Origin of the sequence: Mycobacterium canetti CIPT 140010059 (genome assembly GCF_000253375.1) — a bacterium.
Lineage (GTDB): Bacteria > Actinomycetota > Actinomycetes > Mycobacteriales > Mycobacteriaceae > Mycobacterium > Mycobacterium tuberculosis.
Genome location: NC_015848.1, coordinates 2458595 through 2474655, shown reverse-complemented (window position 1 = coordinate 2474655; position 16061 = coordinate 2458595). Strand labels below are relative to the sequence as shown.

Sequence of the window (16061 nt, the reverse complement as noted above, 5' to 3'; positions counted from 1 at the left end):
TAGGGTGTCATCGCTGGCCCGAGGGATCTCGCGGCGGCGAACGGAGGTGGCGACACAGGTGGAGGCGGCGCCCACTGGCTTGCGCCCCAACGCCGTCGTGGGCGTTCGGTTGGCCGCACTGGCCGATCAGGTCGGCGCGGCCCTGGCCGAGGGTACAGCTCAGCGTGCCGTCACCGAGGACCGGACGGTCACCGGGGTCACGCTGCGCGCCCAGGACGTGTCACCCGGTGACCTGTTCGCCGCCCTGACCGGCTCGACCACCCACGGGGCCCGCCACGTCGGCGACGCGATCGCACGCGGCGCCGTCGCGGTGCTCACCGACCCCGCCGGGGTCGCCGAGATCGCCGGACGAGCGGCCGTGCCCGTGTTGGTGCACCCCGCACCCCGCGGCGTGCTCGGCGGCTTGGCCGCCACCGTGTACGGGCATCCGTCCGAGCGGTTGACGGTTATCGGGATCACCGGAACGTCCGGCAAGACCACCACCACCTATCTGGTCGAGGCCGGGTTGCGGGCTGCCGGACGCGTCGCCGGGCTGATCGGCACCATCGGCATCCGCGTCGGCGGCGCCGACCTTCCCAGCGCGCTGACCACCCCGGAGGCCCCCACGCTGCAGGCGATGCTGGCGGCGATGGTCGAACGCGGGGTGGACACCGTGGTCATGGAGGTGTCCAGCCACGCGCTGGCGCTGGGCCGGGTGGACGGCACTCGGTTCGCCGTCGGCGCCTTCACCAATCTCTCCCGTGACCACCTGGATTTCCACCCCAGCATGGCCGACTACTTCGAGGCCAAGGCGTCATTGTTCGATCCGGACTCGGCACTGCGCGCCCGCACCGCCGTGGTGTGCATCGACGACGACGCCGGGCGCGCGATGGCGGCGCGGGCCGCCGACGCGATCACCGTCAGCGCCGCCGACCGGCCCGCACACTGGCGCGCCACGGATGTGGCGCCCACGGACGCGGGCGGGCAACAATTCACCGCCATCGACCCCGCCGGCGTAGGGCATCACATCGGAATCCGGCTACCGGGCCGCTACAACGTCGCCAATTGCCTGGTCGCCCTGGCGATTCTGGACACCGTCGGGGTCTCCCCGGAACAGGCGGTGCCGGGCCTGCGTGAGATCCGGGTCCCGGGGCGGCTCGAGCAGATCGACCGCGGCCAGGGCTTTCTCGCGCTGGTCGACTACGCGCACAAACCGGAAGCGCTGCGGTCGGTGCTGACCACCTTGGCGCACCCGGACCGCCGGCTGGCGGTGGTGTTCGGCGCCGGCGGCGATCGTGACCCGGGCAAGCGGGCCCCGATGGGCCGGATAGCCGCGCAGCTGGCCGACTTGGTGGTCGTCACCGACGACAACCCGCGTGACGAAGATCCCACGGCGATCCGCCGCGAAATCCTGGCTGGGGCGCACGAAGTCGGCGGTGATGCCCAGGTCGTCGAGATCGCCGACCGGCGGGACGCGATCCGGCACGCGGTCGCCTGGGCGCGCCCCGGTGACGTGGTGCTCATCGCCGGCAAAGGCCACGAGACCGGGCAACGCGGCGGCGGGCGGGTCCGCCCGTTCGACGACCGGGTGGAGCTGGCTGCCGCGCTAGAGGCCCTCGAGCGGCGCGCATGATCGAGCTGACCGTCGCGCAGATCGCCGAGATCGTCGGGGGCGCAGTGGCCGATATCTCCCCGCAAGACGCCGCGCACCGCCGCGTCACCGGGACCGTCGAGTTCGACTCGCGCGCCATCGGCCCGGGCGGGCTGTTCCTCGCCCTGCCGGGGGCGCGCGCCGACGGCCACGACCATGCCGCGTCGGCGGTAGCCGCGGGCGCCGCCGTCGTGCTGGCCGCCCGCCCGGTGGGGGTGCCGGCCATCGTGGTTCCGCCAGTGGCCGCGCCGAACGTATTGGCCGGCGTCCTCGAGCACGACAACGACGGGTCGGGGGCGGCGGTGCTGGCCGCGCTGGCCAAGCTGGCCACCGCGGTGGCCGCGCAGTTGGTGGCCGGCGGGCTCACCATCATCGGGATCACCGGCTCGTCGGGCAAGACGTCGACCAAGGACCTGATGGCCGCCGTGCTGGCCCCGCTGGGGGAGGTGGTGGCCCCGCCCGGATCGTTCAACAACGAGCTGGGTCACCCGTGGACGGTGCTGCGCGCGACGCGGCGCACCGACTACCTGATTTTGGAGATGGCGGCACGCCATCACGGCAACATCGCCGCGCTCGCCGAGATCGCGCCCCCGTCGATCGGAGTCGTGCTCAACGTCGGCACCGCACATTTGGGTGAGTTCGGCTCCCGCGAGGTCATCGCACAGACCAAAGCCGAACTGCCGCAGGCTGTTCCGCATTCCGGAGCGGTCGTCCTCAACGTTGATGACCCCGCGGTGGCGGCGATGGCCAAGCTGACCGCGGCCCGGGTGGTGCGGGTCAGCCGGGACAACACCGGTGACGTTTGGGCGGGGCCGGTGTCGCTGGACGAAGTGGCCAGGCCGCGCTTTACGCTGCATGCCCACGATGCCCAAGCCGAGGTCCGACTCGGGGTCTGCGGCGACCACCAGGTCACTAACGCGCTGTGCGCCGCGGCGGTCGCGCTGGAGTGTGGGGCCAGCGTTGAACAGGTCGCGGCCGCGCTGACCGCGGCGCCGCCGGTGTCGCGGCATCGGATGCAGGTGACCACCCGCGGCGACGGGGTGACGGTGATCGACGACGCCTACAACGCCAACCCCGACTCCATGCGGGCCGGGCTGCAGGCGCTGGCCTGGATCGCGCACCAACCCGAGGCCACCCGCCGCAGCTGGGCGGTGCTGGGTGAGATGGCCGAGCTGGGTGAGGACGCGATAGCCGAGCACGATCGCATCGGCCGGCTCGCGGTGCGCTTAGATGTGTCTCGACTCGTTGTCGTGGGAACCGGGAGGTCGATCAGCGCCATGCACCACGGAGCGGTCCTGGAGGGGGCGTGGGGCTCGGGGGAAGCCACTGCTGATCACGGTGCGGATCGCACGGCCGTCAATGTGGCCGACGGTGACGCCGCCCTGGCACTACTGCGCGCCGAGCTGCGACCCGGGGATGTGGTTTTGGTCAAGGCCTCGAACGCGGCCGGGCTGGGTGCGGTGGCCGATGCATTGGTCGCAGACGACACATGCGGGAGTGTGCGCCCATGAGGCAGATCCTTATCGCCGTTGCCGTAGCGGTGACGGTGTCCATCCTGCTGACCCCGGTGCTGATCCGGTTGTTCACTAAGCAGGGCTTCGGCCACCAGATCCGTGAGGATGGCCCGCCCAGCCACCACACCAAGCGCGGTACGCCGTCGATGGGCGGGGTGGCGATTCTGGCCGGCATCTGGGCGGGCTACCTGGGCGCCCACCTAGCGGGCCTGGCGTTTGACGGTGAAGGCATCGGCGCATCGGGTCTGTTGGTGCTGGGCCTAGCCACCGCTTTGGGCGGCGTCGGGTTCATCGACGATCTGATCAAGATCCGCAGGTCGCGCAATCTCGGGTTGAACAAGACGGCCAAGACCGTCGGGCAGATCACCTCCGCCGTGCTGTTTGGCGTGCTGGTGCTGCAGTTCCGGAATGCTGCCGGCCTGACACCGGGCAGCGCGGATCTGTCCTACGTGCGTGAGATCGCCACCGTCACATTGGCGCCGGTGCTGTTCGTGTTGTTCTGCGTGGTCATCGTCAGTGCCTGGTCGAACGCGGTCAACTTCACCGATGGCCTGGACGGGCTGGCCGCCGGCGCCATGGCGATGGTCACCGCCGCCTACGTGCTGATCACCTTCTGGCAGTACCGCAACGCGTGCGTGACGGCGCCGGGCCTGGGCTGCTACAACGTGCGCGACCCGCTGGACCTGGCGCTCATCGCGGCCGCAACCGCTGGCGCCTGCATCGGTTTTTTGTGGTGGAACGCCGCGCCCGCCAAGATCTTCATGGGTGACACTGGGTCGCTGGCGTTGGGCGGCGTCATCGCGGGGTTGTCGGTGACCAGCCGCACCGAGATCCTTGCGGTGGTGCTGGGTGCGCTGTTCGTCGCCGAGATCACCTCGGTGGTGTTGCAAATCCTGACCTTCCGGACCACCGGGCGCCGGATGTTTCGGATGGCGCCCTTCCACCACCATTTCGAGTTGGTCGGTTGGGCTGAAACCACGGTCATCATCCGGTTCTGGCTGCTCACCGCGATCACCTGCGGTCTGGGCGTGGCCTTGTTCTACGGTGAGTGGCTTGCCGCGGTCGGTGCCTGACGTGCTTGACCCTCTGGGGCCGGGTGCGCCCGTGTTGGTAGCCGGTGGCCGGGTGACCGGTCAGGCGGTGGCCGCGGTGCTGACTCGGTTTGGTGCGACGCCGACGGTGTGCGACGACGATCCGGTCATGCTGCGACCGCACGCCGAACGTGGGCTGCCGACCGTAAGTTCCTCGGACGCGGTGCAGCAGATAACCGGGTATGCGCTGGTGGTCGCCAGTCCCGGCTTCTCGCCCGCAACCCCGCTACTGGCCGCGGCCGCGGCGGCGGGGGTGCCGATCTGGGGTGACGTGGAGTTAGCCTGGCGGCTAGACGCAGCGGGCTGCTACGGACCGCCGCGCCGCTGGCTGGTGGTGACCGGCACCAACGGCAAGACCACCACGACGTCGATGCTGCACGCCATGCTGATCGCCGGTGGCCGCCGCGCCGTGCTGTGCGGCAATATCGGCAGTGCGGTGCTGGATGTGCTGGACGAGCCGGCCGAGCTGCTGGCCGTGGAGTTGTCCAGTTTCCAGCTGCACTGGGCGCCGTCGCTGCGGCCCGAGGCCGGCGCGGTGCTCAACATTGCCGAAGACCACCTGGACTGGCATGCCACGATGGCCGAATACACCGCGGCCAAGGCCCGGGTGCTGACCGGCGGGGTAGCGGTGGCCGGGCTGGATGACAGCCGAGCGGCCGCACTGCTGGACGGCTCACCGGCGCAGGTGCGGGTCGGCTTCCGGCTCGGCGAGCCGGCCGCGGGGGAACTGGGCGTGCGCGACGCCCACCTGGTCGATCGCGCCTTCTCCGACGACTTGACGCTGCTGCCGGTCGCGTCGATACCGGTGCCAGGTCCGGTCGGCGTGCTTGACGCCCTGGCCGCGGCGGCGCTGGCCCGCTCGGTCGGGGTGCCCGCCGGTGCGATCGCCGACGCGGTCACGTCGTTTCGAGTGGGCCGACACCGCGCCGAGGTGGTGGCCGTTGCCGACGGCATCACCTACGTGGACGACTCCAAGGCCACCAACCCGCACGCCGCGCGGGCTTCGGTGCTTGCATACCCGAGGGTTGTATGGATCGCCGGTGGCCTGCTCAAGGGCGCGTCGCTTCACGCCGAGGTTGCGGCGATGGCGTCGCGGCTGGTCGGTGCGGTGCTGATCGGCCGGGATCGCGCAGCGGTTGCCGAGGCGTTATCACGACACGCGCCCGATGTCCCAGTCGTTCAGGTTGTGGCAGGCGAGGATACTGGTATGCCTGCGACTGTTGAGGTTCCTGTTGCTTGTGTTCTAGATGTGGCAAAAGATGACAAAGCCGGTGAGACCGTTGGCGCTGCCGTGATGACCGCTGCGGTGGCCGCGGCCCGGCGGATGGCCCAACCCGGTGACACCGTGCTGCTGGCACCGGCCGGCGCCTCATTCGACCAGTTCACCGGTTATGCCGACCGGGGCGAGGCATTCGCGACCGCGGTCCGCGCGGTGATCCGGTAGGCGGGGGCAGCGTGCTAACCCGGTTGCTGCGTCGGGGCACCAGCGACACCGACGGCTCCCAGACTCGAGGGGCCGAGCCGGTCGAGGGGCAGCGGACGGGCCCGGAAAAAGCCTCTAACCCGGGTTCGGCGAGGCCCCGCACCCGTTTCGGTGCCTGGCTGGGCCGTCCGATGACCTCGTTTCACCTCATCATCGCCGTTGCCGCATTGCTGACCACCCTTGGACTGATCATGGTGCTGTCGGCATCGGCGGTGCGGTCCTACGACGACGACGGATCGGCGTGGGTGATCTTCGGCAAGCAGGTCTTGTGGACGCTTGTCGGTCTTATCGGCGGCTATGTCTGTCTGCGGATGTCGGTGCGGTTCATGCGGCGCATCGCCTTCTCCGGTTTCGCGATCACCATCGTGATGCTGGTGCTGGTGCTGGTGCCGGGGATCGGCAAGGAGGCCAACGGCTCGCGCGGCTGGTTCGTGGTCGCGGGCTTCTCGATGCAGCCCTCTGAGCTGGCTAAGATGGCGTTCGCCATCTGGGGAGCGCATCTGCTGGCCGCCCGGCGCATGGAACGGGCTTCACTGCGCGAGATGCTGATTCCACTGGTGCCGGCCGCCGTCGTTGCGCTGGCGCTGATCGTGGCCCAGCCCGACCTCGGACAGACCGTGTCGATGGGCATCATCTTGTTGGGCCTGCTGTGGTATGCGGGGCTGCCGCTGCGCGTCTTCCTCAGCTCACTGGCGGCGGTCGTCGTCTCGGCCGCCATCCTGGCGGTGTCCGCGGGCTACCGATCCGACCGGGTGCGGTCGTGGCTCAACCCCGAAAACGATCCGCAAGACTCCGGCTACCAGGCCCGACAGGCAAAGTTCGCGCTGGCTCAAGGTGGCATTTTCGGCGACGGTCTGGGCCAAGGCGTGGCCAAGTGGAACTACTTGCCCAACGCCCACAACGACTTCATTTTCGCCATCATCGGCGAAGAGCTGGGTCTCGTCGGCGCGCTCGGACTGCTGGGGCTATTCGGATTGTTCGCCTACACCGGCATGCGCATCGCTAGCCGGTCCGCCGACCCGTTCCTGCGGCTGCTGACCGCCACCACGACACTGTGGGTGCTGGGACAGGCGTTCATCAACATCGGCTATGTGATCGGGCTGCTGCCCGTCACCGGCCTGCAGCTGCCGCTCATCTCCGCCGGTGGAACCTCCACGGCCGCAACACTTTCGCTGATAGGCATCATCGCCAACGCGGCTCGCCACGAACCGGAGGCGGTGGCCGCGCTGCGGGCTGGGCGCGACGACAAGGTGAACCGGTTGCTGCGGCTGCCGCTGCCCGAGCCGTATCTGCCCCCTCGTCTCGAGGCGTTTCGTGACCGCAAGCGCGCCAACCCGCAACCGGCCCAAACGCAGCCCGCGCGGAAGACCCCCCGCACGGCGCCCGGACAGCCTGCCCGGCAGATGGGCCTGCCCCCGCGACCCGGCTCGCCCCGCACGGCCGATCCGCCGGTTCGTCGATCAGTGCATCATGGAGCTGGCCAGCGGTACGCGGGCCAGCGTCGCACACGGCGCGTTCGGGCATTGGAAGGTCAGCGTTACGGGTGAAGGACACGGTCAGCCAGCCGGCCGGCGGGCGCGGGGCAACGGCGCCCCGGCCCGCCGATGCCGCCTCGCCGTCTTGTGGTTCCTCGCCGTCTGCTGATTCCTTGTCGGTCGTTCTCGCCGGCGGCGGGACCGCCGGGCACGTCGAGCCCGCCATGGCCGTCGCCGACGCCTTGGTCGCGTTGGATCCGCGCGTCCGGATTACCGCGTTGGGCACCCTCCGTGGACTAGAGACCAGGCTGGTGCCCCAGCGCGGCTACCACCTGGAGCTGATCACGGCGGTGCCGATGCCGCGCAAGCCCGGCGGCGACCTGGCCCGGCTGCCGTCGCGGGTGTGGCGCGCCGTCCGGGAGGCCCGGGACGTGCTCGACGATGTCGACGCCGACGTCGTCGTCGGTTTCGGTGGGTACGTCGCGCTACCGGCTTACCTAGCCGCTCGCGGCCTGCCTTTGCCGCCCCGGCGCCGGCGCCGGATCCCGGTGGTGATCCACGAAGCCAACGCCAGGGCGGGACTGGCCAACCGGGTCGGCGCCCATACCGCGGACCGGGTGCTCTCCGCGGTGCCGGATTCCGGGCTGCGGCGCGCCGAGGTGGTTGGGGTCCCGGTCCGTGCGTCGATCGCCGCGCTGGACCGCGCGGTGCTGCGAGCCGAGGCGCGGGCACACTTCGGCTTCCCCGACGACGCGCGGGTGCTGCTGGTGTTCGGGGGTTCGCAGGGCGCGGTCTCGCTCAACCGGGCGGTGTCCGGCGCCGCCGCCGACCTGGCCGCCGCCGGTGTTTGCGTGCTGCATGCCCATGGACCCCAGAACGTGCTGGAGTTGCGCCGTCGGGCTCAAGGTGACCCACCGTACGTGGCGGTGCCCTATTTGGACCGGATGGAGCTGGCCTACGCCGCCGCCGATCTGGTGATCTGCCGGGCCGGGGCGATGACGGTCGCCGAAGTATCCGCCGTCGGTCTGCCGGCCATCTACGTGCCGCTGCCGATCGGCAACGGTGAACAGCGGCTGAATGCGTTGCCGGTAGTCAATGCCGGCGGCGGCATGGTGGTCGCCGACGCCGCCCTGACCCCCGAGTTGGTGGCCCGCCAGGTTGCCGGGCTGCTCACCGACCCCGCGCGGCTGGCCGCGATGACCGCGGCCGCAGCCAGGGTGGGACATCGCGATGCCGCGGGCCAGGTGGCCCGGGCCGCGCTGGCCATCGCCACCGGGGCCGGTGCCAGGACAACGACGTGAGCACCGAGCAGTTGCCGCCCGATCTGCGGCGGGTGCACATGGTCGGCATCGGCGGAGCTGGCATGTCGGGCATCGCCCGAATCCTGCTGGACCGCGGCGGGCTGGTCTCCGGGTCAGACGCCAAGGAGTCGCGCGGTGTGCATGCGCTGCGGGCGCGGGGCGCGTTGATCCGGATCGGACACGACGCGTCGTCGCTGGACCTGTTGCCCGGTGGCGCCACGGCGGTCGTCACTACCCATGCCGCCATCCCCAAAACCAACCCCGAGCTCGTCGAAGCGAGGCGCCGCGGCATTCCCGTGGTGCTGCGGCCGGCCGTGCTGGCCAAGTTGATGGCCGGGCGCACCACATTGATGGTCACCGGCACGCACGGGAAGACAACGACGACGTCCATGCTGATCGTCGCCCTGCAGCACTGCGGGCTTGACCCGTCCTTTGCGGTCGGCGGTGAGCTGGGGGAGGCCGGTACCAACGCCCATCACGGCAGTGGCGACTGTTTCGTCGCCGAAGCCGACGAAAGCGATGGCTCGCTGTTGCAGTACACACCCCACGTCGCGGTGATCACCAACATCGAGTCCGATCACCTGGACTTCTACGGCAGCGTCGAGGCGTATGTTGCGGTGTTCGACTCCTTCGTGGAGCGCATTGTCCCCGGGGGTGCGCTGGTGGTGTGCACTGACGACCCCGGAGGGGCCGCGCTGGCTCAGCGCGCGACTGAGCTGGGAATTCGAGTGCTGCGATACGGGTCGGTGCCGGGTGAGACCATGGCAGCCACGTTGGTCTCGTGGCAGCAACAGGGGGTCGGCGCGGTCGCACATATCCGGTTGGCCTCAGAACTAGCCACAGCACAGGGTCCCCGCGTGATGCGGCTGTCGGTGCCCGGGCGACACATGGCGCTCAACGCGCTGGGAGCGCTGCTGGCCGCGGTGCAGATCGGCGCCCCGGCCGACGAGGTGCTCGACGGGCTGGCCGGCTTCGAAGGAGTGCGGCGACGATTCGAACTGGTTGGGACCTGCGGCGTCGGAAAGGCGTCGGTGCGCGTGTTCGACGACTACGCCCACCACCCGACGGAGATCAGCGCGACACTGGCGGCGGCGCGCATGGTGCTCGAACAGGACGACGGTGGCCGCTGCATGGTTGTGTTTCAACCCCATTTGTATTCGCGGACAAAGGCATTCGCTGCTGAGTTTGGGCGTGCGCTGAATGCCGCTGACGAGGTGTTCGTACTCGACGTCTACGGAGCTCGTGAACAACCGCTGGCCGGTGTCAGCGGAGCCAGCGTCGCTGAGCACGTCACTGTGCCGATGCGCTACGTCCCGGATTTTTCGGCGGTCGCACAGCAAGTGGCCGCCGCCGCTAGTCCGGGCGACGTCATCGTCACGATGGGTGCCGGAGACGTGACCTTGCTGGGCCCGGAAATCCTGACCGCCCTTCGGGTCCGGGCCAACCGAAGCGCCCCCGGCCGTCCGGGGGTGCTGGGATGACGGAACACAACGAGGACCCACAGATCGAGCGCGTGGCCGACGACGCCGCCGACGAGGAGGCGGTTACGGAGCCGTTGGCCACCGAATCGCAGGACGAACCGGCCGAGCACCCAGAATTCGAAGGGCCGCGTCGGCGCGCCCGCCGCGAACGTGCCGAACGTCGCGCCGCGCAGGCTCGAGCTACCGCGATCGAGCAGGCTCGCCGCGCGGCCAAACGGCGAGCCCGCGGGCAGATCGTCAGTGAGCAGAACCCCGCCAAACCGGCCGCCCGAGGTGTTGTTCGAGGGCTGAAGGCGCTGCTCGCGACGGTCGTGCTGGCCGTCGTCGGGATCGGGCTTGGGCTCGCGCTGTACTTCACGCCGGCGATGTCGGCCCGCGAGATCGTGATCATCGGGATCGGGGCGGTGAGCCGCGAGGAGGTTCTCGACGCCGCCAGAGTGCGGCCGGCAACGCCGTTGCTGCAGATCGACACCCAACAGGTTGCTGACCGAGTGGCCACGATCCGGCGGGTGGCCAGTGCGCGGGTGCAGCGGCAGTACCCGTCGGCCTTGCGGATCACCATCGTCGAGCGGGTCCCGGTGGTGGTCAAGGATTTTCCGGACGGCCCGCACCTTTTTGACCGCGACGGCGTCGACTTCGCGACCGATCCGCCACCGCCGGCGTTGCCTTATTTCGATGTGGACAATCCCGGTCCTAGCGATCCGACGACCAAGGCGGCGCTGCAGGTGTTGACCGCGCTGCATCCTGAAGTTGCAAGCCAGGTGGGGCGGATCGCGGCCCCGTCGGTGGCCTCGATCACCCTGACGTTGGCCGATGGCCGCGTGGTGATCTGGGGAACCACCGACCGCTGCGAAGAGAAGGCCGAAAAGCTGGCGGCGCTGTTGACCCAGCCTGGCAGAACGTACGACGTGTCCAGCCCCGACCTGCCGACCGTGAAATAGCCGAAAAAATGCCCGCCGCGTATCGGCGCGCCTGCACGGTTAGCAACCGTCGTAGCCATACGGTTCTGACTACGAGCAACTACTTGACATAACTCTAAGCCTATGGTTGAGGTTGAGAGTTTGCTAGCAGACACACCGAAGAACCGAGCCCCACCAGGGAGGAAGCCGAACGATGACCCCCCCGCACAACTACCTGGCCGTCATCAAGGTCGTGGGTATCGGTGGTGGCGGTGTCAACGCCGTCAACCGAATGATCGAGCAGGGCCTCAAAGGCGTGGAATTCATCGCGATCAACACCGACGCCCAGGCGTTGTTGATGAGCGATGCCGACGTCAAACTCGACGTCGGCCGCGACTCCACCCGCGGGCTGGGCGCCGGCGCCGATCCGGAGGTCGGCCGTAAGGCCGCCGAGGACGCCAAGGACGAGATCGAAGAGCTGCTGCGCGGTGCCGACATGGTGTTTGTCACCGCCGGCGAGGGGGGCGGAACCGGCACCGGGGGGGCACCCGTCGTCGCCAGCATCGCCCGCAAGCTGGGCGCGTTGACCGTCGGTGTGGTCACCCGGCCGTTCTCGTTCGAGGGCAAGCGACGCAGCAATCAGGCCGAAAATGGCATCGCGGCGCTGCGGGAGAGTTGCGACACCCTCATCGTGATTCCCAACGACCGGTTGCTGCAGATGGGAGATGCCGCGGTATCGCTGATGGATGCTTTCCGTAGCGCCGACGAGGTGCTGCTCAACGGCGTGCAGGGCATCACCGACCTGATTACCACCCCGGGTCTAATCAACGTCGACTTCGCCGACGTCAAGGGCATCATGTCCGGTGCCGGCACCGCACTGATGGGCATCGGCTCGGCCCGGGGCGAAGGCCGGTCGCTCAAAGCGGCCGAGATCGCCATCAACTCGCCGTTGCTGGAAGCCTCGATGGAGGGCGCGCAAGGCGTGCTGATGTCGATCGCCGGCGGCAGCGACTTGGGCTTGTTCGAGATCAACGAGGCGGCCTCGTTGGTACAAGACGCCGCTCACCCCGATGCCAACATCATCTTCGGCACCGTCATCGACGATTCGCTCGGTGACGAGGTGCGGGTGACCGTGATCGCGGCCGGCTTCGACGTCAGCGGTCCCGGCCGCAAGCCGGTGATGGGCGAGACCGGCGGCGCCCACCGGATCGAGTCAGCCAAGGCAGGCAAGCTCACCTCGACCTTGTTCGAGCCGGTCGACGCCGTCAGCGTGCCGTTGCACACCAACGGCGCAACCCTGAGCATCGGCGGTGATGACGACGATGTCGACGTGCCGCCCTTCATGCGCCGCTGAGAGCATCGGCTTGCTCGCCAGTACGCGGCACATCGCCCGCGGCGATACTGGGAACGTGAGTGTTCGCATCCGTCGGGTCACCACCACCCGGGCAGGTGGTGTGTCGGCCCCACCGTTCGACACCTTCAACCTCGGCGACCACGTTGGTGACGACCCGGCCGCGGTGGCGGCAAACCGCGCTCGGCTGGCCGCAGCCATCGGACTGCCCGGCAACCGAGTGGTGTGGATGAACCAGGTGCACGGGGATCGGGTCGAGCTGGTCGACCAGCCGCGCAATACGGCACTCGATGACACCGACGGATTGGTGACCGCTACACCCCGATTGGCGCTGGCGGTTGTGACCGCCGACTGCGTGCCGGTGCTGATGGCCGACGCACGGGCCGGTATCGCCGCCGCGGTTCATGCCGGTCGGGCAGGCGCGCAGCGCGGTGTGGTGGTTCGCGCGCTGGAGGTGATGTTGAGCCTGGGTGCCCAGGTCCGCGACATCTCGGCACTGTTGGGTCCCGCGGTCAGTGGTCGCAACTACGAAGTGCCCGCAGCGATGGCCGATGAGGTCGAGGCGGCGTTGCCGGGCAGCCGCACCACCACCGCTGCCGGCACTCCCGGAGTCGACCTGCGCGCCGGAATCGCTTGCCAGCTCCGCGATTTGGGTGTTGAGTCTATCGACGTCGATCCCCGCTGCACGGTGGCCGATCCGACGTTGTTCAGCCACCGCCGCGATGCGCCCACCGGACGGTTCGCGTCGTTGGTGTGGATGGAATGACCGCGATGGCGGCGGATCTTTCGGCGTATCCAGACCGCGAATCGGAATTGACGCATGCGTTGGCGGCAATGCGATCGCGACTTGCGGCGGCCGCGGAGGCGGCGGGTCGCAATGTCGGCGAAATTGAACTTCTACCGATTACCAAATTCTTTCCAGCAACCGATGTTGCGATTTTGTTTCGATTGGGTTGTCGGTCCGTTGGCGAATCGCGCGAACAGGAAGCTTCAGCCAAGATGGCCGAACTTAATCGGTTGTTGGCGGCTGCCGAGTTGGGTCACTCGGGGGGTGTGCACTGGCACATGGTGGGCCGGATTCAACGCAACAAAGCCGGGTCGCTGGCTCGCTGGGCGCACACCGCTCACTCGGTGGACAGCTCGCGGTTGGTGGCCGCGCTGGATCGGGCGGTTGTTGCGGCGCTGGCCGAACACCGTCGTGGCGAGCGGCTGCGGGTTTACGTCCAGGTCAGCCTCGACGGTGACGGATCCCGGGGCGGTGTCGACAGCACGACGCCCGGCGCCGTAGACCGGATTTGCGCGCAGGTGCAGGAGTCAGAGGGCCTCGAACTGGTCGGGTTGATGGGCATTCCGCCGCTGGATTGGGACCCGGACGAGGCCTTTGACCGGCTGCAATCGGAGCACAACCGGGTGCGTGCGATGTTCCCGCACGCGATCGGTCTGTCGGCGGGCATGTCCAACGACCTTGAAGTCGCCGTCAAACATGGTTCGACCTGTGTGCGTGTCGGTACCGCGCTATTGGGTCCGCGGCGGTTACGGTCACCGTGAATAGTCACTGTAGTCACACCTTCATCACAGACAACAGATCTCCCAGGGCTAGAAGGGGTCACGCAATGAGCACACTGCACAAGGTCAAGGCCTACTTCGGTATGGCTCCCATGGAGGATTACGACGACGAGTACTACGACGACCGCGCTCCCTCGCGCGGGTATGCGCGGCCCCGATTCGACGACGACTACGGCCGCTACGATGGGCGCGACTACGACGACGCGCGCAGCGATTCACGCGGTGACCTGCGCGGTGAGCCGGCCGACTATCCACCACCGGGATATCGCGGCGGGTACGCGGACGAACCACGTTTCCGGCCCCGGGAGTTCGACCGCGCGGAGATGACACGGCCGCGCTTCGGATCGTGGCTGCGCAACTCCACCCGCGGCGCGCTAGCGATGGACCCCCGCCGGATGGCGATGATGTTCGAGGATGGCCATCCGCTCTCGAAGATCACCACGCTGCGGCCCAAGGACTACAGCGAGGCTCGCACCATCGGTGAGCGGTTCCGCGACGGCAGCCCGGTCATCATGGATCTGGTGTCGATGGACAACGCCGATGCCAAGCGGCTGGTCGATTTCGCGGCCGGCCTGGCCTTCGCGCTGCGCGGCTCGTTCGACAAGGTCGCGACCAAGGTGTTCCTGCTCTCGCCTGCAGACGTCGATGTGTCCCCCGAGGAGCGCCGCAGGATCGCCGAAACCGGGTTCTACGCCTACCAATAGACGCGACGGTCGCCTGTAGACCCATTGGGGCATCCACGCTGGGCGGGGCGTGGCCCGCCATGAGATGTGGGCACGCCACCCGAGTCGGTAGGCTGGCGTTGCCGCCCGCATCGGTGGCGACGCAACATTTCTTCATCCTCCTCAGTAAGGTCGGGGCTCTCGTTGGTGGTGTTTTTTCAGATCCTTGGGTTCGCGCTGTTCATCTTCTGGCTGCTGCTGATCGCTCGGGTCGTCGTTGAGTTCATCCGCTCGTTCAGCCGTGACTGGCGTCCCACCGGTGTCACCGTGGTGATCTTGGAGATCATCATGTCGATCACTGATCCGCCGGTGAAGGTGCTGCGCCGGCTGATCCCGCAACTCACGATCGGCGCGGTCCGGTTCGACCTGTCGATCATGGTGCTGCTGCTGGTTGCGTTCATCGGTATGCAACTGGCGTTTGGTGCTGCGGCCTGAGCCGCGGCGCGGTCACACGGCCGGGTGCATGACGAGGATTGAGAGACGGTTCGGCCACGATTTGGGGACAAGTTTGGCGCGCACGATTTCAAATCTAAGGATTGTGATTTATTTGGTCTTAGAGTTTGAAATTGGTCCTTATTTACTTAGTCCAATCGGCAACCGCCGAGTCTGGTGTGACAGGATGGACGGTAGTTGCACCACGGCTACCACTCCGTTCTACACTTCCAGATCGTTTGACCGTCCAGGAACTCGAGGGGACAAACAATGCCGCTTACACCTGCCGACGTCCACAATGTGGCGTTCAGTAAGCCGCCTATCGGCAAACGTGGGTACAACGAAGATGAGGTCGACGCCTTCCTCGACCTGGTGGAAAACGAGCTGACCCGCCTGATCGAAGAGAACTCCGATCTGCGTCAGAGGATCAACGAGCTGGATCAAGAGCTCGCCGCGGGCGGCGGTGCCGGCGTTACGCCGCAGGCCACCCAGGCAATCCCGGCGTATGAGCCCGAACCGGGCAAGCCGGCGCCGGCGGCGGTCTCGGCGGGGATGAACGAGGAACAGGCCCTGAAGGCGGCGCGAGTGCTGAGTCTGGCCCAAGACACCGCCGACCGGCTTACCAGCACCGCCAAAGCCGAGTCGGACAAGATGCTGGCCGATGCCCGTGCCAATGCGGAGCAGATCCTCGGTGAGGCCCGACACACCGCCGACGCCACGGTCGCCGAGGCCCGCCAGCGTGCCGATGCCATGCTGGCCGATGCCCAATCCCGATCCGAGGCCCAGTTGCGCCAGGCGCAGGAGAAGGCCGATGCCTTACAGGCCGATGCGGAACGCAAGCACTCCGAGATCATGGGAACCATCAACCAGCAGCGCACGGTGCTTGAAGGCCGCCTCGAGCAGCTGCGTACCTTCGAACGTGAGTACCGCACCAGGCTCAAGACCTACCTGGAATCGCAGCTGGAGGAACTCGGCCAGCGTGGATCGGCGGCGCCGGTCGATTCCAATGCGGATGCCGGTGGCTTCGATCAATTCAACCGGGGCAAAAACTAGCCACCAGGCGTGCCGGACACGCGCCAGTTTTCGAGGTCGGCAGCCAGATCCTGGTAGGTTGGG

General features: G+C 68.2%; 14 protein-coding genes. All 14 read left to right on the top strand.

The window, feature by feature from the left end; translation table 11 throughout:
- The first annotated feature begins 4 nt into the window (after nt 1-4).
- The 14 genes from MCAN_RS11430 to wag31 all read left to right on the top strand — a co-directional run bounded on the left by MCAN_RS11430 (nt 5) and on the right by wag31 (nt 15998).
- Nucleotides 5-1612: a UDP-N-acetylmuramoyl-L-alanyl-D-glutamate--2,6-diaminopimelate ligase gene (locus tag MCAN_RS11430; protein ID WP_014001160.1), complete on the top strand. Its 1608-nt coding sequence runs from the start codon at nt 5-7 to the stop codon at nt 1610-1612.
- A complete protein-coding gene (locus MCAN_RS11425; RefSeq protein ID WP_014001159.1) occupies nt 1609-3141 on the top strand; it encodes a UDP-N-acetylmuramoyl-tripeptide--D-alanyl-D-alanine ligase in 1533 nt (510 codons plus the stop codon). Before MCAN_RS11430 ends, MCAN_RS11425 begins: the two co-directional genes overlap by 4 nt.
- Nucleotides 3138-4217 carry a phospho-N-acetylmuramoyl-pentapeptide-transferase gene (gene mraY / locus MCAN_RS11420; RefSeq protein ID WP_014001158.1) on the top strand — a complete coding sequence of 360 codons (1080 nt, stop codon included), beginning with the start codon at nt 3138-3140 and terminating at the stop codon, nt 4215-4217. Before MCAN_RS11425 ends, mraY begins: the two co-directional genes overlap by 4 nt.
- Before the next feature lies 1 nt (nt 4218).
- Nucleotides 4219-5679, top strand: coding sequence for a UDP-N-acetylmuramoyl-L-alanine--D-glutamate ligase (gene murD, locus MCAN_RS11415; RefSeq protein WP_014001157.1), 1461 nt, complete (start codon nt 4219-4221; stop codon nt 5677-5679).
- A gap of 11 nt (nt 5680-5690) precedes the next feature.
- A complete protein-coding gene (ftsW, locus tag MCAN_RS11410; protein WP_014001156.1) occupies nt 5691-7265 on the top strand; it encodes a putative lipid II flippase FtsW in 1575 nt (524 codons plus the stop codon).
- Nucleotides 7262-8494: an undecaprenyldiphospho-muramoylpentapeptide beta-N-acetylglucosaminyltransferase gene (gene murG / locus MCAN_RS11405; RefSeq protein WP_014001155.1), complete on the top strand. Its 1233-nt coding sequence runs from the start codon at nt 7262-7264 to the stop codon at nt 8492-8494. The genes ftsW and murG overlap by 4 nt, the downstream gene beginning before the upstream one ends.
- Nucleotides 8491-9975 (top strand): UDP-N-acetylmuramate--L-alanine ligase, encoded by a 1485-nt coding sequence (gene murC / locus MCAN_RS11400; RefSeq protein WP_014001154.1) that lies wholly within the window; start codon nt 8491-8493, stop codon nt 9973-9975. The genes murG and murC overlap by 4 nt, the downstream gene beginning before the upstream one ends.
- Entirely contained in the window at nt 9972-10916 is a 945-nt protein-coding gene (gene ftsQ / locus MCAN_RS11395; protein WP_014001153.1) for a cell division protein FtsQ, read from the top strand. The genes murC and ftsQ overlap by 4 nt, the downstream gene beginning before the upstream one ends.
- Nucleotides 10917-11088: 172 nt before the next feature.
- Nucleotides 11089-12228 (top strand): cell division protein FtsZ, encoded by a 1140-nt coding sequence (gene ftsZ / locus MCAN_RS11390; protein ID WP_003411144.1) that lies wholly within the window; start codon nt 11089-11091, stop codon nt 12226-12228.
- A 55-nt stretch (nt 12229-12283) separates the two neighbouring features.
- A complete protein-coding gene (gene pgeF, locus MCAN_RS11385; RefSeq protein ID WP_003911777.1) occupies nt 12284-12991 on the top strand; it encodes a peptidoglycan editing factor PgeF in 708 nt (235 codons plus the stop codon).
- A 5-nt stretch (nt 12992-12996) separates the two neighbouring features.
- The gene (locus tag MCAN_RS11380; protein ID WP_014001152.1) at nt 12997-13773 is read left to right on the top strand and encodes a YggS family pyridoxal phosphate-dependent enzyme; all 777 of its coding nucleotides are present in this window, start codon (nt 12997-12999) and stop codon (nt 13771-13773) included.
- Between the two features lie 65 nt (nt 13774-13838).
- Entirely contained in the window at nt 13839-14495 is a 657-nt protein-coding gene (sepF, locus tag MCAN_RS11375) for a cell division protein SepF (RefSeq protein ID WP_003411133.1), read from the top strand.
- 162 nt (nt 14496-14657) lie between these two features.
- Complete coding sequence (locus MCAN_RS11370) at nt 14658-14948, top strand: YggT family protein (protein WP_003900476.1); 291 nt, start codon at nt 14658-14660, stop codon at nt 14946-14948.
- A 267-nt stretch (nt 14949-15215) separates the two neighbouring features.
- Entirely contained in the window at nt 15216-15998 is a 783-nt protein-coding gene (gene wag31 / locus MCAN_RS11365) for a DivIVA-like cell division protein Wag31 (RefSeq protein WP_014001151.1), read from the top strand.
- Nucleotides 15999-16061: the final 63 nt, after the last annotated feature.